This is a genomic window from Alphaproteobacteria bacterium, assembly GCA_005883305.1.
Classification (GTDB): domain Bacteria; phylum Pseudomonadota; class Alphaproteobacteria; order Sphingomonadales; family Sphingomonadaceae; genus Allosphingosinicella.
This window is the reverse complement of sequence record VBAC01000001.1, coordinates 2117308-2138106: the sequence shown is the minus strand read 5'-3', so window position 1 is coordinate 2138106 and position 20799 is coordinate 2117308. Positions and strand designations below refer to the sequence as shown.

21 protein-coding genes are annotated in these 20799 nt (G+C 65.6%); 20 read left to right on the top strand and 1 reads right to left on the bottom strand.

Annotation, left to right across the window (positions count from 1 at the left end):
• Positions 1 to 81: 81 nt before the first annotated feature.
• Together trmB and E6G92_10605 are read left to right on the top strand one after the other, a co-directional pair.
• On the top strand, positions 82 to 762 hold the full coding sequence (gene trmB, locus E6G92_10610; protein ID TMJ20176.1) for a tRNA (guanosine(46)-N7)-methyltransferase TrmB: 681 nt from the start codon (positions 82 to 84) through the stop codon (positions 760 to 762).
• A 25-nt stretch (positions 763 to 787) separates the two neighbouring features.
• Positions 788 to 1213: a hypothetical protein gene (locus E6G92_10605; protein ID TMJ20175.1), complete on the top strand. Its 426-nt coding sequence runs from the start codon at positions 788 to 790 to the stop codon at positions 1211 to 1213.
• A 7-nt stretch (positions 1214 to 1220) separates the two neighbouring features.
• Here the strand turns inward: E6G92_10605 and E6G92_10600 are convergent, their stop codons facing one another.
• Complete coding sequence (locus E6G92_10600) at positions 1221 to 2342, bottom strand: PQQ-dependent sugar dehydrogenase (protein ID TMJ20174.1); 1122 nt, start codon at positions 2340 to 2342, stop codon at positions 1221 to 1223.
• A 174-nt stretch (positions 2343 to 2516) separates the two neighbouring features.
• Between E6G92_10600 and E6G92_10595 the strand changes: the two genes are divergently transcribed.
• From E6G92_10595 to E6G92_10510, 18 genes are all read left to right on the top strand, one after another.
• A complete protein-coding gene (locus E6G92_10595; GenBank protein ID TMJ20173.1) occupies positions 2517 to 3194 on the top strand; it encodes a DUF3313 domain-containing protein in 678 nt (225 codons plus the stop codon).
• A 169-nt stretch (positions 3195 to 3363) separates the two neighbouring features.
• Complete coding sequence (rimP, locus tag E6G92_10590; GenBank protein ID TMJ20172.1) at positions 3364 to 3897, top strand: ribosome maturation protein RimP; 534 nt, start codon at positions 3364 to 3366, stop codon at positions 3895 to 3897.
• Positions 3898 to 3902: 5 nt separating this feature from the next.
• Positions 3903 to 5534, top strand: coding sequence for a transcription termination/antitermination protein NusA (gene nusA, locus E6G92_10585; protein ID TMJ20171.1), 1632 nt, complete (start codon positions 3903 to 3905; stop codon positions 5532 to 5534).
• A gap of 137 nt (positions 5535 to 5671) precedes the next feature.
• A complete protein-coding gene (locus E6G92_10580) occupies positions 5672 to 6367 on the top strand; it encodes a DUF448 domain-containing protein (protein TMJ20170.1) in 696 nt (231 codons plus the stop codon).
• Positions 6364 to 8865: a translation initiation factor IF-2 gene (gene infB, locus E6G92_10575; GenBank protein ID TMJ20169.1), complete on the top strand. Its 2502-nt coding sequence runs from the start codon at positions 6364 to 6366 to the stop codon at positions 8863 to 8865. Before E6G92_10580 ends, infB begins: the two co-directional genes overlap by 4 nt.
• 131 nt (positions 8866 to 8996) lie before the next feature.
• Positions 8997 to 9398, top strand: a complete 402-nt coding sequence (gene rbfA / locus E6G92_10570) for a 30S ribosome-binding factor RbfA (protein TMJ20168.1) — start codon at positions 8997 to 8999, stop codon at positions 9396 to 9398.
• A complete protein-coding gene (locus E6G92_10565) occupies positions 9388 to 10035 on the top strand; it encodes a hypothetical protein (protein ID TMJ20167.1) in 648 nt (215 codons plus the stop codon). The genes rbfA and E6G92_10565 overlap by 11 nt, the downstream gene beginning before the upstream one ends.
• A gap of 17 nt (positions 10036 to 10052) precedes the next feature.
• A complete protein-coding gene (locus tag E6G92_10560) occupies positions 10053 to 10580 on the top strand; it encodes a GNAT family N-acetyltransferase (protein ID TMJ20793.1) in 528 nt (175 codons plus the stop codon).
• The gene (locus E6G92_10555) at positions 10570 to 11250 is read left to right on the top strand and encodes a site-2 protease family protein (protein ID TMJ20794.1); all 681 of its coding nucleotides are present in this window, start codon (positions 10570 to 10572) and stop codon (positions 11248 to 11250) included. Before E6G92_10560 ends, E6G92_10555 begins: the two co-directional genes overlap by 11 nt.
• Before the next feature lie 64 nt (positions 11251 to 11314).
• Complete coding sequence (locus tag E6G92_10550) at positions 11315 to 11662, top strand: hypothetical protein (protein ID TMJ20166.1); 348 nt, start codon at positions 11315 to 11317, stop codon at positions 11660 to 11662.
• Positions 11663 to 11704: 42 nt separating this feature from the next.
• Positions 11705 to 12364: a thymidine kinase gene (locus E6G92_10545; protein TMJ20165.1), complete on the top strand. Its 660-nt coding sequence runs from the start codon at positions 11705 to 11707 to the stop codon at positions 12362 to 12364.
• 179 nt (positions 12365 to 12543) lie between these two features.
• Entirely contained in the window at positions 12544 to 13536 is a 993-nt protein-coding gene (gene truB / locus E6G92_10540) for a tRNA pseudouridine(55) synthase TruB (GenBank protein TMJ20164.1), read from the top strand.
• A gap of 19 nt (positions 13537 to 13555) precedes the next feature.
• On the top strand, positions 13556 to 13825 hold the full coding sequence (rpsO, locus tag E6G92_10535) for a 30S ribosomal protein S15 (GenBank protein TMJ20163.1): 270 nt from the start codon (positions 13556 to 13558) through the stop codon (positions 13823 to 13825).
• A gap of 155 nt (positions 13826 to 13980) precedes the next feature.
• Complete coding sequence (gene pnp, locus E6G92_10530) at positions 13981 to 16362, top strand: polyribonucleotide nucleotidyltransferase (protein ID TMJ20162.1); 2382 nt, start codon at positions 13981 to 13983, stop codon at positions 16360 to 16362.
• Between the two features lie 134 nt (positions 16363 to 16496).
• A complete protein-coding gene (locus E6G92_10525) occupies positions 16497 to 16724 on the top strand; it encodes a DUF3018 family protein (GenBank protein ID TMJ20161.1) in 228 nt (75 codons plus the stop codon).
• A 4-nt stretch (positions 16725 to 16728) separates the two neighbouring features.
• The gene (locus E6G92_10520; GenBank protein ID TMJ20160.1) at positions 16729 to 17070 is read left to right on the top strand and encodes a type II toxin-antitoxin system PemK/MazF family toxin; all 342 of its coding nucleotides are present in this window, start codon (positions 16729 to 16731) and stop codon (positions 17068 to 17070) included.
• A gap of 497 nt (positions 17071 to 17567) precedes the next feature.
• Positions 17568 to 19139 carry an NERD domain-containing protein gene (locus tag E6G92_10515; GenBank protein TMJ20159.1) on the top strand — a complete coding sequence of 524 codons (1572 nt, stop codon included), beginning with the start codon at positions 17568 to 17570 and terminating at the stop codon, positions 19137 to 19139.
• Positions 19140 to 19301: 162 nt separating this feature from the next.
• Positions 19302 to 20582 carry a hypothetical protein gene (locus tag E6G92_10510; GenBank protein TMJ20158.1) on the top strand — a complete coding sequence of 427 codons (1281 nt, stop codon included), beginning with the start codon at positions 19302 to 19304 and terminating at the stop codon, positions 20580 to 20582.
• Positions 20583 to 20799: the final 217 nt, after the last annotated feature.

Here is a 20799-nt window from a genome sequence, read left to right as displayed (position 1 = left end):
ATGTTTCATATGAAAATGCAAACGGGACGTCGATGTGTCGCTTGCTGACTCGTGTCAAAGCAGGATAGCAGGCCCCGCATTATGAACGATCCCGCTGCCATCCGCCGCCTCTACGGCCGCTCCAAGGGACGGCCGCTGCGCGCCGGCCAGAGCGACTTGGTCGAGCGCCTGCTGCCCCGGCTCAGCGTGCCGGAGGAAGGCCCGCTCGACTCCCGGACCCTGTTCGGCGATGCCCGCCCTCTGCACTTCGAAATCGGCTTCGGCGCGGGCGAGCATCTCGCCTATCGCGCCGACCTGCTTCCCGATCACGGCTTCATCGGCGCGGAGCCCTTCCTCAACGGCGTCGCCGGCGCCTTGATGCACATTCGCGACAAGGCGCTTGGCAATGTACGGCTGCACATGGGCGACGCGCTCGAAGTGTTGGAGAGAGTGCCCGACGCCTCGCTGCGCTTCGTCTACCTGCTCCACCCCGATCCCTGGCCCAAGGCGCGCCACGCCAAGCGGCGCATGATCAATCACGGTCCGCTCGACCTGATCGCCGCCAAGCTCGAACCGGGCGGCGAATTCCGCCTCGGCACCGACGACCGCACTTATTGCCGCTGGGCGATGATGATCATGAACCGGCGCAGCGACTTCGAATGGCTCGCTGAGAGCGCGAAGGATTTTCTGACGCGTCCGGGCGGCTGGCCCGAGACCCGCTACGAGGCCAAGGCCCGGCGCGAGGGCCGCGAGGTCTGGTATTTTCGCTACCGAAGGGTGTAGCCTCCGCTTCGGAGCGGAGGGGATCATGGCCGACATCAGCACCTGCCTGTCACCGGTCTGCAATGCGACGGCCGAAGGCAATGTCGCGAAATGCCCCCGATGCGGGTGGGTGATGCGAAGCTCGCGGAACATCCGCATGCGCGGCGTCCTTCTGCTGCTCTGCGGCGTGCTTCTGCTCGGCCTGATGGGCGCGATCACCTGGAACATGACGCCAGCGCTTCTCCACGCCGGGGAGGAGGTCGACGGATCGACCTTCGAGGCCAAGCCGGAACAGGCGCAAATGGTGCTGACGCTGTTCTGGGCGATCCTCGCCTTCGGGGCGGTCGCAGCGGCGAACGGCACTTATCAGATCGTCAGCGGCCGCAAGAGCCGTGCGATGGTGCTGATCTCGCTTTTGCTTGCCGCGGCCGTGATCGCTTACGCCTGGGTTACCTATCGCGGCCTGAAATAGGCGCGCTTCACCGGCGCGGTGTCAGCCTCAGCATCCGCCCGCCGCTGTCGCCGTCGGTCAACAGGTAGACCGAGCCGTCCGCCGCCTGCTCGACCTCGCGGATGCGCGCGGCCATGGCCCACTGATCGGCCTTGCGCGCGCTCGTGCCGTCGATGTCGACGCGGATCAGCGCCTCGCCCGAGAGCGCGCCGATCAGCGCGTCGCCGCGCCACGCGGGGAACATCGCGCCGCTGTAGATCATCAGGCTCGACGGGGAGATTGACGGGTTCCACCAGACTTTCGGCGGCTCGAAACCGTCGCCCGGGGTGTGATTGGGAATGTCGCGATTGTCGTAATGGCTGCCGTTGGAGGCGCGCGGCCAGCCGTAATTGCGTCCCCGCTGGATCAGGTTGAGCTCGTCGCCGCCTTGGGGCCCCATCTCGACCTCCCAGAGGTTGCCGTCGGGTGCGAAGGCCAACCCGAGCAGGTTGCGGTGGCCAAGCGTCCAGATCTGGTCGGTGACTCCGCCGCGGCCGGCGAAAGGATTGCCCGCGGCAGGGCTGCCGTCGTCGTTGAGGCGCACGACCTTGCCGAGATTGGCGGCCATGTCCTGCGCCGGATCGAATTTCTGCCGCTCGCCCGAGCTGATGTAGAGCAGGCCGTCCGGCCCGAAGGCGATGCGATGCGAGAAATGGCCGCCGCCCTCGACCTTCGGCTGCTGGCGCCAGATCACCGCGAAACCGTAGAGCCGCGCTTCGCCGCCCTCGAACGTGAGGCGCCCCCGGCCGACGGCCGCGCCGCGGATTCCGTTCTCGCCGGCCTCGACGAAGCTCAGATAGACGATGCGATTGGCCGCAAAGCCGGGATGAAGGACGACGTCGCCGAGGCCGCCCTGGCCGCCGTAGGAGACCGCCGGAACGCCGGCCACCGCAATTGCCGTGCGGTCCCGGCGCCACAGCAGCAATCGGCCGCGCCTCTCGGTTACCAGGGCCGAGCCGTCGGGAAGGAAGGTCATCGCCCACGGCTCGTTGAAACGGGCGACGTCCTCGACGAGAAAAGGACGGTCCGCCGTTTGCGCCTGGACGACGGCGTCTCCACTGCTGCAGGCGCCAAGAAGGAGCGGCACGAAAGCGAGGCGAAGCAAGGACATGGGCGCAGCTCTAGCCTCGGGCGCTATCGTATTCAACGCGGCCGGATCGCGCAGTCCATGCCAGCGGACGAAGCTCGCTTCACGTCCGCGCCACCACCGCTTGGGGGTGATTCGCTGCGCAAGCCGGGGAAAGCCCCTAGGGAGCGGCGGCGCTTGGGGCGCTATAGCCGTGGAATGAAGCTCCTCCTGCTTTCCATCTCCGCCGGCCTGCTGGCAATGACCCCCCTCGCGGCCCAGGACCCGGAAACGATAGAGGGGCTGACGAAGATCGAGGGCGCACGCGCCGACGTGCTCTACCTGCTGCCCGACGTCGACTTCCGCGCCTATACGAAGGTGATGCTCGATCCGACCGAGGTCGCATTCCGGCGCAACTTCGTGCGCAACTACAACCGGACGGTCGGCACAGGCCGCCGTATCGGCGACGAAGCCGTCCAGCGCGCGGCCGATCAGTTCCGCACCGGCTTCGGCCAGATCTTCGCCGACGCCTATCGCAACGCCGGCTACGAAGTGGTGACCCAGCCAGGTCCGGACGTGCTTCGGCTCAGGACCGGCGTCCTCAACCTCTACGTCGCGGCGCCGGACCAGATGAGCGCGGGCCGCACGCGCAGCTATTCGGTCGAGGCGGGCGAAGCGACCCTGGTGATCGAAGCGCGCGATTCGCTGAGCGGAGCGCTGCTCGGCCGCGCCTTTGATCAGCGCCTTGCCGGAGACAACATGGCGGCCCTGCGCACCAGCGTCAGCAACCGGGCGGACTTCGAGCAACTCTTCCGCCACTGGGCCCGCGCCAGCGTTCGCGGACTGGAGGAACTGAAGGCCAGCTCCCCCGTCAACGTGGCGGCGCCCAGACGATAACGAAATCGGCGGCGGGCGCTGCGATGCCCACCGAAGCCGCTTGCCGATACGGCTTGCCCCTCCCTCCACTGCCTCCTATATAGCCCCTGCCTTTCTCGACATCGTCAGACGTTGAGGTCGGTCCCGGAGACGGGGCCGGCGGCGGGAAGGCTTTGGTTTTGGAGATCGGATGGCGGACATCGCCGAATTGACGCGGTTGATTGCGCCCGAGGTGGAAGCCGAGGGGCTCGCGCTCGTGCGCGTCAAGATGACCGGTGGCACGTCCGACCCGACGATCCAGATCATGGCCGAGCGCCCCGACACGCGCCAGCTGACGATCGAGGATTGCGAACGACTGCACCGGCGCATCGCCGAGCGGCATGAGCACCTCTCCGAGGATTATCGGCTCGAAGTCTCCTCGCCCGGAATCGACCGGCCACTGACCCGGCGCCAGGACTATGAGGACTGGAAGGGCCATGAGGCGCGGATCGGCCTGGCCGAGAAGGTGAACGGCAGGAAGCAGCTTTCGGGCGCGTTGCTCGGCATCGCGGGCGACGACGTGCTGATCGACGTTCCGGGCGCGGGCGAGACCCGCCTGCCGCTCGACTCCATTCATTCGGCCAAGCTGATCTTGACCGACAGGCTCATCGCGGCGACCGCCCCGCTCAGCGCGGACGGTGCCGACACTATCGAACAGATCGAAGACACAGAAGGACAGGATTGACCGATATGGCTACCGAAGCACCCGCAGCGCCCGGCGCCGTCTCCGCCAACAAGGCCGAGCTGATCGCCATCGCCGACGCCGTCGCGCGCGAGAAGCTGATCGACCGGATGATCGTGATCGAGGCTATGGAGGATGCGATCCAGCGCGCCGCCCGTGCCCGCTACGGCGCCGAGAACGACATCCGCGCCAAGCTCGACCCGACCTCGGGCGACCTTCGCCTGTGGCGGGTCGTCGAAGTGGTCGAGGAGGTCGAGGACTATTTCAAGCAGGTCAGCCTCGAGGACAGCCAGAAGCTTCAGCCCGGAGCGGTGGTCGGCGATTATATCGTCGATCCGCTGCCGCCGATCGAGTTCGGACGGATCGCCGCCCAGGCCGCCAAGCAGGTCATCTTCCAGAAGGTCCGCGATGCCGAGCGCGAGCGGCAATATGAGGAATTCAAGGAGCGGGCCGGAGAGATCATCACCGGAGTCGTCAAGCGCGTCGAGTTTGGCCACGTCGTCGTCGATCTCGGCCGCGCCGAGGGCGTCATCCGCCGCGACCAGCAGATCCCGCGCGAGGTGCTTCGCGTCGGCGACCGCACCCGCTCGATCATCTCCAACGTCCGCCGCGAGAATCGCGGGCCCCAGATCTTCCTCTCCCGAGCCCATCCGGACTTCATGAAGAAGCTGTTCGCTCAGGAGGTCCCGGAGATTTACGACGGCATCATCGAGATCAAGGCCGCGGCCCGCGATCCGGGCAGCCGCGCCAAGATCGGCGTGCTCAGCCACGACAGCTCGATCGATCCGGTCGGCGCCTGCGTCGGAATGAAGGGCAGCCGGGTCCAGGCCGTCGTCCAGGAGCTTCAGGGCGAGAAGATCGACATCATCCCCTGGTCCGAGGACCTCGCCACCTTCGTCGTCAACGCGCTTCAGCCGGCCACGGTCGCGCGCGTCGTCATCGACGAAGAGGAGAGCCGGATCGAGGTGGTCGTCCCCGACGACCAGCTCAGTCTCGCCATCGGCCGCCGCGGCCAGAACGTGCGCCTCGCCAGCCAGCTGACCGGCTCGGCGATTGACATCATGACCGAGGCGGATTCGAGCGAGAAGCGCCAGCGCGAGTTCGTCGAGCGCTCCGAGCTGTTCCAGAAGGAGCTCGACGTCGACGAGACTCTGGCCCAGTTGCTCGTTGCCGAGGGCTTCGGCGCGCTGGAAGAGGTCGCCTATGTCGAGCTCGACGAGCTTTCGGGCATCGAGGGCTTCGACGACGAGCTCGCCACCGAGCTTCAGAACCGCGCCCAGGAAGCGCTGCAGCGCCAGGAGGAGGCGGCCCGCGAGGAGCGCCGCGCGCTCGGCGTCTCCGACGAGCTGGCCGAGATGCCCTATCTCACCGAGGCGATGCTGGTCACTTTGGGCAAGGCCGGGATCAAGACGCTCGACGACCTCGCCGACCTCGCCACCGACGAGCTGGTGCAGAAGAAGCGCCCCGAGCAGCGCCGCCAGCGCGAGAGCAACCGAACCGAGGACAAGGGCGGCGTGCTCGCCGACTACGGCCTCAGTGACGAGCAGGGCAACGAGATCATCATGGCCGCTCGCGCCCATTGGTTCGAGGACGAGGACGAGAAGTCCGGGGAGGACGCGAATGCGGAAACTCCCCAATGAGACGCTAGAGCGGAATCCTAATTCCGTTCGTCCCGAGCGAGGTCGAGGGACCCAGCCGAGCGAAGCCGAGGCTCTTCATCTCGCTTCGCTCGACAGGATGTCTCGACTTCGCTCGACACGAACGGCGGGAGGTGGCCTTGGATAAGGCTGAACCCCACAGCCCCGAGCGCACCTGCATCCTGAGCGGCCGCAAGGCTTCGCGGGACGAACTGGTGCGCCTCGCGCTCGGCCCGAACGGCGAGATCGCGCCCGACGTGCGCGCCCGTGCGCCGGGCCGGGGCGCGTGGATCGGGGTCGACCGTCCGACGCTCGATACGGCTCAGGCCAAGGGCAAGTTGCGCGGCGCCTTGTCGCGGGCGTTCAAGACGGGCGCGCTCGCCATTCCGGAGGATCTCGGCGAACGGACCGAGGCGGCGCTGCGCCAGTCCGCGCTCGACCGGCTCGGCCTCGAAGCGCGCGCCGGGTACCTCATCCTCGGCGCCGAGAAGATCGAAGTCGCGGCGCGCCGGGGCCAGGTCGAGCTGCTGCTCCACGCCGAGGATGCGCGGGAAGAAGGGCGGCGCAAGCTCGATCAGGCCTGGCGGGTCGGCCTCGAAGAGGAAGGCAGCGGCCGTCAGGGGCTGGTTTTGCCGGCGACGAGGGCCATATTGTCATTGGCCCTCGGTCGCGAGAATGTGGTACATATCGCCATCATCGATCGGGCCGCGGCGGCGCGTGTCGGCCACGCGCTCGGCCGGTGGCGCGCTTTTATCGGACGTGAGGTTGGGCTAAGTGCCGCGTCGGCGGAAGCGCCGGATGCTGCGGCTTTGGATGAAAAGAAGGATTTTGAGTGAGCGATACGACTGACAAGCCGAAGCTGGGTGCCCGCGCGCCGCTGGGCCTCAAGCGCACGGTCGAGACCGGCAAGGTGAAGCAGAGCTTCAGCCACGGCCGCTCGAACACCGTCGTCGTCGAGGTCAAGAAGCGCCGCATCCTCGGCCGTCCGGGCGAGGCGGAAGCGCCGAAGCCGGAACCCGTCGAGGCGCCGGCCCCGGTCGCGCGCGCTCCCGAGCCGGCACCCGCGCCGAAGCCCGCGCCGCGTCCCGCCAGCAGCGAGACCGCGCAGGAGCGTTCGGCGCGCCTGATGCGGGAGGCCGAAGAGCAGCGCATGCAGGCGCTCGAGGACGCGCGTCGCCGCGAGGACAAGCAGGCCAAGGCGCAGACCGACGAGGAAAAGCGCCGCGCCGAGGACAATCGCAAGGCCGAGGAAGACGCCGCCGAGGCCGCTCGTCTCGCCGCCGAGGAGGAAGCGCGCAAGGCCGCGGAGCCGCAACCGGCACCGGCCGCGCCGGCCGCGGCCGAGGAGGACGACGATCGTCCCCGTCCGCGCCACGGCCACGGCCACGTTCCCGCCAAGCGCCCAGAGCCCGCGCGCCCGACCCGCGGCCGCGAGGAGCACCGCCGCGAGCGCGGCAAGCTCACCGTCAGCCGGGCGCTCGGCGAGGACGGCGACGCCCGCGCACGCAGCCTCGCCGCGCTCAAGCGCTCGCGAGAGAAGGAAAAGCGCGCCCACATGCAGACCGGCCCGTCGGCCAAGCAGGTCCGCGACGTGGTGGTGCCCGAGGCGATCGCCGTCGGCGAGCTCGCCAACCGGATGGCCGAGCGCGCCGCCGACCTGGTCAAGTCGCTGTTCAAGATGGGCATGCCGGTCACCGTCAACGAGGTCATCGACCAGGACACGGCGGAGCTGCTGGTCACCGAGTTCGGCCACAACATCAAGCGCGTCAGCGAGGCCGACGTCGATATCCAGCACGAAGAGGACGTGGACGCGGCCGAGACTCTGCAATCGCGTCCGCCGGTGGTCACGATCATGGGCCACGTCGACCACGGCAAGACGAGCCTGCTCGACGCGATCCGCGGCGCCAACGTCGTCTCGGGCGAGGCCGGCGGAATCACCCAGCATATCGGCGCCTATCAGGTGGGCCTGCCCGACAAGTCGAAGATCACCTTCCTCGACACGCCGGGCCACGAGGCCTTCACCGAGATGCGGGCGCGCGGCGCCAACGTCACCGACATCGTCATCCTGGTGGTGGCTGCGGACGACGGCCTGAGGCCGCAGACGATCGAGGCGATCAACCATACCAAGGCGGCCGGCGTGCCGATGATCGTGGCGATCAACAAGATGGATAAGCCCGGCGCCAACGCCCAGAAGGTCCGCGAGGAGCTGCTCCAGCACGAGGTGATCGTTGAGGAGATGTCCGGCGACGTTCAGGACGTCGAGGTCTCGGCGCTGAAGAAGACCAATCTCGACAAGCTGCTCGAGGCGATCGCGCTCCAGGCCGAATTGCTCGAGCTCAAGGCCAATCCCGACCGCCCCGCCGAAGGCGCGGTGGTCGAGGCCAAGCTCGACAAGGGCCGCGGCCCGCTCGCCACCGTGCTCATCCAGCGCGGCACGCTCAAGGTCGGCGACATCTTCGTCGCCGGGCCGATCTCGGGCAAGGTCCGGGCGATGATCGACGATCACGGCCGCCAGGTGAAGACGGCCGGTCCGAGCTTCCCGGTCGAGGTGCTCGGCCTTTCGGGCGTGCCCTCCGCCGGCGACGTGCTCAGCGTCGTCGAGAACGAGGCGCGCGCCCGCGAGGTCGCCGCCTACCGCCAGAGCGTGATCGACACCCGGCGCACCACCAACGCGCCGGCCAGCTTCGACACGATGTTCTCGGCGCTCAAGGAGAAGCAGGCGGTCGAGTTCCCGCTGGTCATCAAGGGCGACGTTCAGGGCTCGGTCGAGGCGATCGTCAACGCGGTCAACAAGATCTCCAACGAGGACATCAAGGCCCGCGTGCTCCACGCCGGCGTCGGCGGAATTACCGAAAGCGACGTCACTCTGGCGGGCGCTTCCGGCGCGCCGATCATCGGCTTCAACGTCCGCGCCAACGCCAAGGCGCGCGAGATTGCCGAGCGGCAGGGCGTCGCCATGCAATATTACGACGTCATCTACGATCTGACCGACGCGGTGAAGGCGGCGATGGCCGGCGAGCTTGGTCCGCTGATGATCGAGAACGTCGTCGGCCGCGCCGAGGTCCGCGAGGTCTTCTCGGCGGGCAAGCACGGAAAGGCGGCCGGGCTCCTGGTCACCGAGGGCTTCATCCGCAAGGCGCTCAAGGCCCGAATCACCCGCGACGACGTGATCGTCTACAACGGCTCGATCGCCTCGCTTCGCCGGTTCAAGGACGACGTGGCCGAGGTTCGCGCCGGCCTCGAATGCGGCGTGACCTTCGAAGGCCATACCGACATCAAGGCGGGCGACTTCCTCGAGACCTACGAGGTGGAAGAGCGGGAGCGCACGCTGTAATACCCTCCGCCCCTTTGGGGAGAGGAAAGAGCGGCGAAGCCGCGAAGGGAGAGGGGCAGTCTCCTTAAGATTGATCGGCTGGGGACTCCCCCTCTCCCCGGCCCTCTCCCCAGAGGGGAGAGGGAGTGGAAATGGCGCGTCAAACCGAAACCCCCGAAGGCCGTTCGGTCCGGCTGCTCCGCGTCGGCGAGCAGGTGCGCCATGCTTTGTCCGACATCCTGATGCGCGGCGACGTCCATGACGAGACGCTGGCGAGCCACATGGTCTCGGTCAGCGAGGTGCGCATGTCGCCGGACCTCAGGCACGCCACCGCCTTCGTCATGCCCCTCCTGGGCTCGAATGCGCAAGAAGTGCTCAAGGCGCTCAGGACCCACACCGCCTACCTCCAGAGCGAGGTCGCGCGACGGGTGAACACCAAATATGCCGCGAAGCTGAAATTCCTGCTCGACGAGAGCTTCGACGAGGGAAGCCATATCGACAAGCTGCTGCGCGCGCCCGAAGTGGCGCGGGACCTGGAACGCGATGCGGATTAGGGTCCTGTTCCTCGCCGCGGCCATGCTCGCAGCACCGCTTTCCGCGCAATCCGCTGACGACGCGCGCGCGGTGATCTCCGCAGTACTGGCCCAGGAAGCCAGGGCGCGCGGCCCCGAAAGCGGGGCCCAGACCTGCGTCGCGGCGCCGCTCGCCGGCCTGCCGCCCGCTCCCGGCGAGGAGGACGGGATGGCGCCGGACCGGGCGGTCCGCATTCGCTTCCAGTGGCACGAGCCGCCCGTTCCCGCGGTGCTGCGGCCCGTCCGGCCCCAGCCCGAGCCCGGCGAGCGCCGCCAGCGCCGCCGCGAGCCGCGGCAGGAGCCGGTGCCGCTGCCGGCCGCGCTCGCGCCGGACCTGGCGGCCCAGCTCGACGCTCGCCGCGCCGAGGCCGAAAATGCGGTCGCCGTCAGCCTAAGGCAGGTCGATGCGGCGATGGTCCCGGCCCCGCTCCGGCTCCAGCGGCCGAACGACGATTGCGCGCAGCTTAGCCTTTCAATCCCCGCCATCGTCGGCGACACCGCCTTCGTCGCGGTCGATTTCGCCTGCGGGCCGATCTGCGGCAATGGCGGCATCTATGCTCTGCAGCGCAGCGAAGGCGGCTGGCGCGTGGTGGGCATCGGGGACACCTGGATCCGGTGATCGAGCTTGGCGACGCGATGGCGGCCGGTGAGATACGGCTTGAGCCGCTCGTCGAAACGCACCGCGACGCGTTGAGAGCCGCCTGCGCCGAGGATCCGGAAATCTGGCCGATCTACGCCACATCCTGGGATCCCGACCATTTCGACGAGACCTTCGACAAGGTCATGGGCCTCGAGCGCTGGCGCCGTTTCGCGATCCTCTCGGACGGCGCGCTGGTCGGCATGAGCTGCTACATCAACGTCGATGCCGAGCGCAGGGCGTTGGAGATCGGCAATACCTATTACGTGCCCAAGATGCGCGGCACCGGCTTCAACCGCCGGGTCAAGGACCTGATGATCCGCCGGGCGGTTGGGTGCGGCTTTCGGCGGATCGAGTTCAAGGTCGATTCGCGCAACGGGCGAAGCCAGGCGGCGATGGCCAAGCTCGGCGCGGTGCGCGAAGGCGTGCTCCGCGCCGACCGGATCACCTGGACCGGCCACGTCCGCGACACCGTGCTGTTTTCGATCCTGGCGGGGGAATGGGAAAATGGCCGCGATCGCCCCTGACCATGTCCTGTTCCACGCGGCGACGTGGATCGTTCCGCTGGTCTTCGCGATCGTGCTTCACGAAGTCTCGCACGGCTGGGCCGCGCTTGCGTTCGGCGATCCCACGGCAAAGCGAAAAGGGCGCCTCAGCCTCAATCCGGTGCGTCATGTCGATCCGGTCGGCACCGTCATCCTTCCGCTGGTGCTCGCGGTGAGCGGCGCGCCGGTGTTCGGGTGGGCGAAGCCGGTGCCGGTTGTGGCCCGCCGGATGCGCAGGCCAAGGCTGCACATGATGCTCGTCGCGCTCGCTGGGCCGGGGATGAACCTGCTCCTCGCTTCGGTCGCGGCCTTCGCCCTGGCATTGCTGCGGTGGATCGCTCCGGTGGAGGGGATCGGCTGGATCTTCCTCGAGACGAACCTGATCAATTTTCTGCTGATCAACGTGTTTCTAGCCGTCTTCAACCTTCTGCCGATCCCGCCCTTCGACGGCGGCCATGTGGTCGAAGGCCTGCTGCCGAGATCGCTGGCCCTGCGCTACAGGCGGCTGGGCCGGTTCGGCTTTCCGCTGCTGATCTTTCTCCTGGTGATCGTGCCCTGGATGGCGCCCGAGGCGGACATCGTCGCGCGCCTGGTCGTGCCGCCTGTGCAATGGGTGATCGCCCTGATGGCGTGGCTCGCCGGCCTGGGCTAGACCCGCTCATCAGCCGTTCATGCGCGCGCGGGCACAGGCGCGCGCGAACAATGGGAGGATCGGGATGCTCAAACAGACCTTGATCGCCGCGGCCCTGATCGGCGCCGCCCCGGCCGTGGCCGGCCCGTCGGCCGCCGATGCGCCGCGCGAAACTCGCGTGCCGCGCATGGGCCATTTCCTCGACTGGCGCCCCGACGGCGTTCGCGGCCTCTACATCCAGGCCGACACCGGCCGCTGGTATTACGCCAGGCTGCAGGCCGAATGTCCCCGCCTCGCCCAGCGCTCCAACGTGCGCTTCGAGGCTGCGCCGAACGGCGATTTCGACCGCTACAGCGCGGTTCGCGCCCAGGGATGGCGCTGTCAGGTCGCGAGCGTGACCGATTCGGAGGCGCCTCCGGGCTACCGGCCCTAGCCCAGGCTTCCCAACCGGCGCTGGCGCGCTAAGCTGCCGCGCGTGGCCAAGCTCTATTTCTATTATGCGTCGATGAACGCCGGCAAATCGACGACCCTGCTTCAGGCGGATTTCAACTATCGCGAACGCGGCATGCACACGATGCTCTACACCGCGGCGATCGACGACCGGATCGCGCAAGGCGTGATCGCCTCGCGCATCGGCCTTCAGATCGGCGGCAATCTGTTCGATCGCGAGACCGACATCCGCGCCGAGGTCGAGGAGGAGCTCAAGAAGCGCAAGCTCCACTGCCTGCTGCTCGACGAGGCGCAGTTCCTGACCCGGGCCCAGGTCGTCCAGCTCGCCTCGATCTGCGACGAGCTCGACATTCCCGTGCTCGCTTATGGCCTCAGGACCGATTTCCAAGCCAATCTGTTCGAAGGCAGCGCCCACCTGCTCGCGCTCGCCGACACCCTGGTCGAGCTCAAGGCGGTGTGCGAGTGCGGGCGCAAGGCGACGATGAACCTGCGCGTCGATGCCGGGGGGCGCGCGGTCAGCCAGGGCAAGTCGATCGAGATCGGCGGCAACGACCGCTACATCTCGCTCTGCCGCCGCCATTTCATGGAGCGGATCGCCGAAGTGGAGGGCGAGCAGCTGCGCCTCGCCATCGCCCGCGAAGCGCAGCTTATTGAAGCCGAAAAACCTGTCCCCATATCCACCTGAGGCTCGGGGAGGTTTTTCATGGTCAGTCCGCTTTTCACCGCATTCGCGCTCATCGCGGCCGGCCGGGTCGAGGTGCCGCCCGCGCCGCAGCACCCGCCAATCCCCCAGATCAGAGGCCTGCTTCCCGAGGAGCTCGCGCCCAGAGCCGATAGGACCAGCACGCGCCGGTAAGCGGCGACGTGCACGGCTGGATCATCATCGACAAGCCCGTCGGGGCCGGCTCCACGCAGGTGGTCGGCGCGGTCAAGCGCGCGCTTCGCGAGGGCTGCTATTCCAGGGTAAAGGTCGGCCATGGTGGGACCCTCGATCCGCTGGCCAGCGGTGTCCTTCCGATCGCGCTCGGCGAAGCGACCAAGCTTTCCGGCCGGATGCTCGACGCCGACAAGGTTTACGAATTCACCATCCGCTTCGGCGAGGAGACCGATACGCTGGACCGAGAGGGCGTCGTGGTCGCGACCTCCGACAAGCGCCCGACGCGGGCCGAGATCGAAGCGGTGCTGCCCCGCTTCACCGGCGCCGTCGAGCAGGTTCCGCCGGCTTTCTCCGCGCTGAAGGTGGATGGGAAACGCGCCTACGATCTGGCGCGGGCGGGCGAAGAGGTGGTACTGGCGAGCCGAAGGGTCACGATCCGCGACCTCGAAATCCTCCCCGGAACGGGGAGCGGGACCGCAGGCGAAGCCGGTGGTGGTGGGGTCGCGAGGACGGCGAGCATGGCAAGGACCCGGCCCCTCCACCATGCTGCGCATGGTCCCCCTTCCCGTTCCGGGGAGGAATGCGTCACCCTCGTCGCCCGGGTCTCCAAGGGTACCTACATCCGCTCGCTTGCCCGCGACATCGCCCGGGCCTTGGAAAGCGTCGGCCACGTTACCATGTTGCGGCGGACGAGGGCCGGCCCGTTCGGCCTCGATTCCGCGATTTCGCTGGACAAATTGGCTGAGGCCTCTAAGGGCCGCACCCTTGAACAACACCTCCTGCCGCTGACGGCGGGGCTGGACGACATCCCGGCTCTACCCGTCACGCCCGATCAGGCAGGGGCGCTCCGCCAGGGGCGCGTTTTGATCGGGATCGCCGCACAGCCGGGGCTCCACCTCGCGATCGACCAGGAAAGACCGGTCGCGCTTGTCGAGCTCAGCGAAGGAATGCTTCGCGTGGTGCGCGGCTTCAACCTGTGACTTTCGAAAGGAATTGACGATGTCGGTGACAGCCGAGCGCAAGCAGAAGATCATCAAGGACAACGCCCAGTCGAAGGGCGACACCGGTTCTCCCGAGGTGCAGGTCGCGATCCTCACCGAGCGGATCACCAACCTCACCGAGCATTTCAAGACGCACGCCAAGGACAATCACTCCCGGCGCGGCCTTCTGATGCTCGTCAACAAGCGTCGTTCGCTGCTCGATTATCTGAAGCGCGAGGACAGCGAGCGCTACACCGCACTCATCGCGAAGCTCGGCCTTCGCAAGTAACCAGAAGCGGCCCTAGAGGGGCCGCTTCGCATATCCGGCGCCTGCAATTCGGCGGGCGGCGGGGACGGACCATAGGGGTCCGAGAAGACGCGGGCCATGGAGCCCGCAATAGAGGCCCCCGCCGCATAGGGCGCGCGGGAGTTTAAGGAAATCAGATGTTTGACATGAAGAAAGTTGAAATCGAGTGGGGCGGCAAGACCCTCACTCTCGAAACGGGCCGAGTTGCCCGCCAGGCCGATGGCGCGGTTCTCGCGACCTACGGCGAGACGGTCGTTCTCTGCGCGGTGACCGCCGCCAAGAGCGTCAAGGAAGGACAGGATTTCTTCCCGCTGACCGTTCACTATCAGGAGAAATTCTCGGCCGCCGGGCGAATCCCGGGCGGCTTCTTCAAGCGCGAGCGCGGCGCCACCGAGAAGGAGACTCTCACGAGCCGCCTGATCGACCGGCCGATTCGGCCGTTGTTTCCGGAGGGGTTTTACAACGAGATCAACGTGATCGCTCAGGTGCTCTCCTATGACGGGGAGACCGAGAGCGACATCGTGGCGATGATCGCGGCTTCGGCGGCGCTGACCATTTCGGGCGTTCCCTTCATGGGCCCGATCGCCGCGGCGCGAGTCGGCTACAGCCAAGGCGAGTATCAGCTCAACCCGAGCATGGACCAGGTCAGGGAAGGCCAGCTCGACCTCGTCGTCGCCGGCACCCACGACGCGGTGATGATGGTCGAATCGGAGGCCAAGGAGCTTTCCGAGGACGTCATGCTCGGCGCCGTCATGTTCGCCCACCGCGAGTGCAGGAAGGTGATCGAGGCGATCATCAAGCTCGCCGAGAAGGCGGCCAAGGATCCCTGGGACATGGCCGAGCAGGCCGACCTCAGCGACGCCAAGAAGAAGCTCAAGGACCTGATCGGCAAGGACATCGCCGCGGCCTACAAGCTGACCGACAAGTCGCAGCGCTCGAACGCCCTGAACGAGGCCCGCGCCAAGGCCAAGGCCGCCTTCGCCGACTCAGCGCCGCAGGACCAGATGGCGGCGATGAAGCTCGTCAAGAAGCTCGAGGCCGAGATCGTCCGCACCGCCATCCTCAAGGAAGGCAAGAGGATCGACGGCCGAACGACGACCCAGATCCGCCCGATCGAGGCGGTGGTCGGCTTCCTTCCCCGCACCCACGGCTCGGCCCTGTTCACGCGCGGCGAGACCCAGTCGATCTGCACCACCACGCTCGGCACCAAGGAATCCGAGCAGATGATCGACGGCCTGACCGGCCTCTCCTACGAGCGCTTCATGCTCCACTACAACTTCCCGCCTTATTCGGTCGGCGAAGTGGGCCGCTTCGGCGCCCCGGGGCGGCGCGAGGTCGGGCACGGCAAGCTCGCGTGGCGCGCGCTCAAAGGCGTGCTCCCGACGCATGACGAGTTCCCGTACACGATCCGGATCCTCTCCGACATCACCGAGAGCAACGGCTCCTCGTCGATGGCCACGGTCTGCGGCGGATCCTTGAGCATGATGGACGCGGGCGTTCCGCTCACCCGTCCGGTCGGCGGAATCGCGATGGGCCTGATCCTCGAAGGCAAGGATTTCGCGGTGATCAGCGACATCCTCGGCGACGAGGATCATCTCGGCGACATGGACTTCAAGGTCGCCGGCACGTCCGAGGGCATCACCACGATGCAGATGGACATCAAGATCGCCGGGATCACCGAGGAGATCATGAAGGCCGCGCTCGCCCAGGCGAAGGAGGGACGCACCCACATCCTCGGCGAGATGGCCAAGGCGCTCGACCATACGCGCGAAGAGCTTTCGGCCCACGCGCCGCGGATCGAGACGATGCAGATCGACAAGGCGAAGATCCGCGACGTCATCGGCACCGGCGGCAAGGTGATCCGCGAGATCGTCGCGGAGACCGGCGCCAAGGTCGACATCGACGACGAGGGCGTGATCAAGATCTCGTCGTCCGACCTTTCGCAGATCGAGGCGGCCCGCAAGTGGATCGCCGGGATCGTCGAGGAGGCCGAGGTCGGCAAGATCTACGACGGCAAGGTCGTCAACATCGTCGATTTCGGCGCCTTCGTGAACTTCATGGGCGGCAAGGACGGCCTCGTCCACGTCTCGGAGATCAGGAACGAGCGCGTCGAGAACGTTCGCGACGCCCTGAGCGAGGGCCAGGAGGTCAAGGTCAAGGTCCTCGAGATCGACCCGCGCGGCAAGGTCCGCCTGTCGATGCGCGTCGTCGACCAGGAAACCGGCGCGGAGCTGGAGGACACCCGTCCCCCGCGCGAAGGCGGCGGCGACCGCGGCCCGCGCGGCGATCGCGGCCCGCGCCGTGACGGCGGCGGCGGCGACCGCGGCCGTGGCCCGCGGCGCGATGGCGGCGGCGGTGGCGGCCGCGACCGCGACCGCGGTCCGCGTCGCGAGGGCGGCGGCGAAGGCCGCGGCGGCGAAAGCCGTGGCGACCGCGCCCCGCGCCCCGAGCACGGCGGCGGCGACAACGGGCCGGAGCCCGAGTTCGCGCCGGCGTTTTTGACGCGGGATGACGATTGATCCCATCGAAGTGGGTACTTTGACGGGTACCCATGATTGAAGACAAGGAAAAGGCCCCGCGAGCAATTCGCGGGGCCTTTTCCTTGACATAAGGGCCGCCATTTTCTAGGTTACATGTAACCGAGGAGAGTGACATGGCGACCGGCGCCGCATCGTCCCGCGACAAGGTTCGCGATCACCGCGCCCGGATGCGGGCCAAGGGGATGAAGCTCGTCCAGTTCTGGGTGCCGGACATGAATTCGCCCGAATTCCAGGCCGAGGCGAAGCGGCAATCGCTGGCCGCCGCCAACAGCCCGACCGAGGCCGACGACCAGGCCTTCGTCGATTCGATCTCCGAATTCTGGGACGACGAGGCCTCGTAGCGTCTTGAAACGGGGTGAAGTCTGGAGTGCGGCGGGCGGGCCCGATTATGCGCGCAAGCCGCGGCCGGTGGTGATTGTCCAGGACGACAGCTTTTCCGAAACCGCCTCGATCACCGTCTGCGCGCTCACCACAACCGACATCGGCCCCGCCGAATTCCGTCCGCCGATCGAACCCGACGCGAGCAACGGCCTGCGCCATCCCAGTTGGGCCATGGCCGACAAGATCACCACCCTTCCACGCGGCAAGCTTCGCGAGCGGCTCGGGCGCCTTTCGCCTGCGGACATGGGGCAGCTCAACCGGGCGATGATGGTGTTCCTCGGCTTGGCGAGATTGCCCCGTGGTTAGACATGCGCGGCGGCGTCCTTCGACCCCGGCCTGCGCCGGGGCAGGCAGGCTCAGGATGATCGGAACGGGCCCGAGCCGGGGTTTGCCCCGGCGTTTTTGACGCGGGATGACGACTGATCCCATCGAAGTGATGAGAGCGGATCCAAAGCGGCATCCGGGGGGATGCCGCGCCCCTCTCATTTTTGACGGGTACCCGACGGCTGAAACAAGGAAGGCCCCGCGAGCGATCGCGGGGCCTTTCGTTTGGCGGCAGTTCGCCACCAGCGGTCAATGGCGTCATTTCTAGTACTCAACAATTTCCCCCGACGGACGGGCAGTGTGACCGGGGACTGTGACCAGCTTACCCTGTCTCGCTGTTTCACGCGTCAAATTGCCAAACGATTTCAAAGGTATTCTCTGATCCCAAAAAAGAGATGCAGGGGTACATGTACTCATGTTATTAATAGCGCAGTGTGACAATGGTTATTAATAGCGCAGTGTGACAATGGGTTTTCACCTTGGCCGATCTCGTTGAAAACATTCTCAAGATGCGAGGGCCCGCGCTGTCGAGCGATGTCGCTGCGCATCTGTCGAGGCACGCCAAGATCGCCCCAGCTACGGCGCGAAAGCGGCTCTCACGCGCTTGTGGGAATGTACGACGGCTCGCCGGCGTGTCCTTCCCACGTAATGCACGATTTATGTATCTTGAGGAGCAGTTTGGCTCACCGGCCTATTGGAAAAATCTCGCCGATGCGCTGATGAAGAACAACTCGGCGTTGGGTTACGCGATCGCGGCGCTGCGGCAATGCGACGGCATGGTGCCCGCCCGCCAATTTCCAATCGTTTGCGGCGCGCCCATGCGCCAACTCAAACACCTTTCACCGGAAACGATCCTCCAGCGCTTGGGTGAAGCGGGCCTCGTCAAAACGATTGTCGTGCCCGTGCTGGGTGACTGCGTGGCACTCGTGCAGGAGGATGAATTCTACGCGACACACAGCGTCCAAATGCGCGCGCGCCTCATCACCGAGAACATCCTCCTCGCAGCGGTCCGAGACTGGCTCCGCAAGCTTGGTATCGCAAGCTACAACTTGGTCGCCACGCGCTCGGACATTCCGCTACCGCACGTCGGCACCCATGCGTGGGACCTGAGCGCCCCCTCTTATCTCGGGCCGATGGTCCGGTTCACAAGGGAGGGTGAAACTAAGCCGGGGTTTGTCGTCTGCGACGTCAACCTGACCGCGCGCATGACCTTGGCGGGCGTCATGCCATTCATCCGCAAGTGCATAACGCTGCGCGCCCTGCGCAATGTTGGCTTCTGCCTGCAGATTCTCGTAGCCGAACGCTTCGACAACGACGCCTTCGCTGCGCTCCGCAAGCACGGTATCATCGCAGCTACGCCGGCTTCGTTGTTTGGCACCGAGATAGCGGACGCCCTTCGCGAGCTTACCAGCGTCCTGGTCAATGCGGCCTATTCGCTATTCGATGCCGAAAAACTCGAAGAACTATTTAGCACGCTTGGCAAGATCGAAGGCGCGGCCTACCAGCTTCGCGGCACTCTATTTGAATATATGGTAGCCGACGCCGCTAAGCGAAACGGGCTCGGGGATATCTGGATGAACCGGATATTCAAGGTGCCGGATAGGGGCCAAGCCGAAGTCGATGTGCTCGCGATACGTGCGAACCATTCGGTCACGGCGATCGAGTGTAAGGGATACAGCCCGAGGGCGACCATCCCTGACGAGCTGTTTCAACGCTGGCTCCAGCACAATGTGCCGATCGCCTATAAGGCCATCCGGGAGCATCCCGATTGGAAGCATCTGCCGATTACCTTCGAATTTTGGACTACGGCCCCAATCAGCGAGGACGCGCTCGCGCTATTCGAGAAGGCCAAAGGCCAACTCAAGGAGACCCGCTACGGCATCGCACTGCGCGGCCCGAAGGAGGTGTCACAAGCATGCTGGGAAACCGGAGAGCATACTCTCATCACCGCCTTCGAAAAGCACTTCATGATGCCCGACGGGACAATTCCGCCTCTAGCCCGATCGCCACGACCAAGCCCGGTCAAGCCGGCGCTAGACGACTGGCTCTGACCGGCGACCGCGGCTAATTGCGGCGACTAAAGTGGCCCTTCTAACTCGACTGAAACGAGAAACCCCGCGAGCGGTGGCGGCGTTTCCTTGTTTGTGGCGACATGTGTTCCAACGGTTCGCCGCGCTAGATATTACGCCGGAGCAAAGGTGTGAAGCCCGCCGATGAACGTCAATTTCACCCTCCGTTGCGACACATGCGGCGAAAACACGAACGTTCGGTTCGGCATGTCCAATCGCGCCGTCCAGCCGGTACGCTTCGCGTGCCAAACCTGCGGCTCACCGATTGATATTGTCATCGGGGGCCCGAAGGCTGGTACAATCCCCACGATTACGGGAGCCACGCGAACCAAGGACAGGATGCCGTTCGACGCTGAAACCAATTTCGTCGATCTCCACCTCGATTTTCCCGTTTCTTTCGAGCCTTATCAGATGGGCATGACGCCCTTCATGCGCGCGTCGCAGCGGATCAGCTTTAAGGACATGAGCCTGCATTCCATGAGGCTCCGGCACCTTGACGCCGAGATGGATAAAGCCCGGTATTTCCAGACCCTGCTGAAGCTATACGCGAAAGAGAAATTTGTCCCGTTCAAGCTCAATATCGAGCGCACCTTCGGAATTAAGGTTAAATCCGACCTTCCTCAGGATATCAACGCCGCGCTCTATCTCCTCATCGCGCATATGATGATTGCCTATGAATATCCCCATCAAAGCTTTGAGGCAGCACAATCGTATTACGACATTATTTGTGAGGCAGCGGAAACGCATCAGGCGAAACTCGACGCCTTTGTCGGCGATTTGCTAGCGGGCGGTTTTTTGAAAAACCTGCAACTCGATGTCTTGGAGATTTATCCCAAGATGCTCGATGCAGAACTCGCGATCCGGCCTGCTTTGTTTCTCGATTTCGACGAAGATTATTCGGCCAACCCCATTCCGATGCGAGTCTCGGCCAAGGAGTTTCAAGACTATAAGGATCTCTACAAGGACATCTCGGAGATTATCTCGCGTCAGCTCGTTTTGGTGGCCGGGCTTAATAACGTGTTGAAGCGCGGCGACGCTGATACGTTCAAGCCCAAACTGAACGCTAACGGGAAGAACCTTGCGCCAGCCGATCTTCATGCGTTTGCGGACGTGGCTTTTGGGCAGAAGCAGGATTGGATCGATGACTCTTGGTATGACGTACTGGAAGGCTCCATGAGCAACCGCCTTCGTAATGCTATTGCGCACTATAAGACTGAGTACGACGAGATTACGCAGCTAGTTACCTACTACCCAAAGAAGGAAGGCATGGAGCAGGCGCAGGGGGAGGAAATCTACTTCTTGGAATTCGTGCGGCGACTGCTCATCACTTACCGGGAAATGCACCGTTTACATCACCTGATAAAATCGCTGTTCTACTACAATTACCTAGCTCGCCAGAAAGGAGAGGCAAGCCCAGCCGCTTGAAGTGCCGCTTTCGAGCGTGCCCGCATATTGAGAGCCGAAGGAAGCCGTCATGGACTGAATTCGTGACGTCGAACGCGTCGGCTTCGCCGCACGCCGGCCGAGCTCAAATTGTATCTTCGCGCTGGTGTCAGCGCCGCTCCGCGTCGGCTGCGCTGTGCTCGGCATTTTGTGCTGTCTACAACCGCCGACCTGCATATATGAATGATCTTCGTTTGTT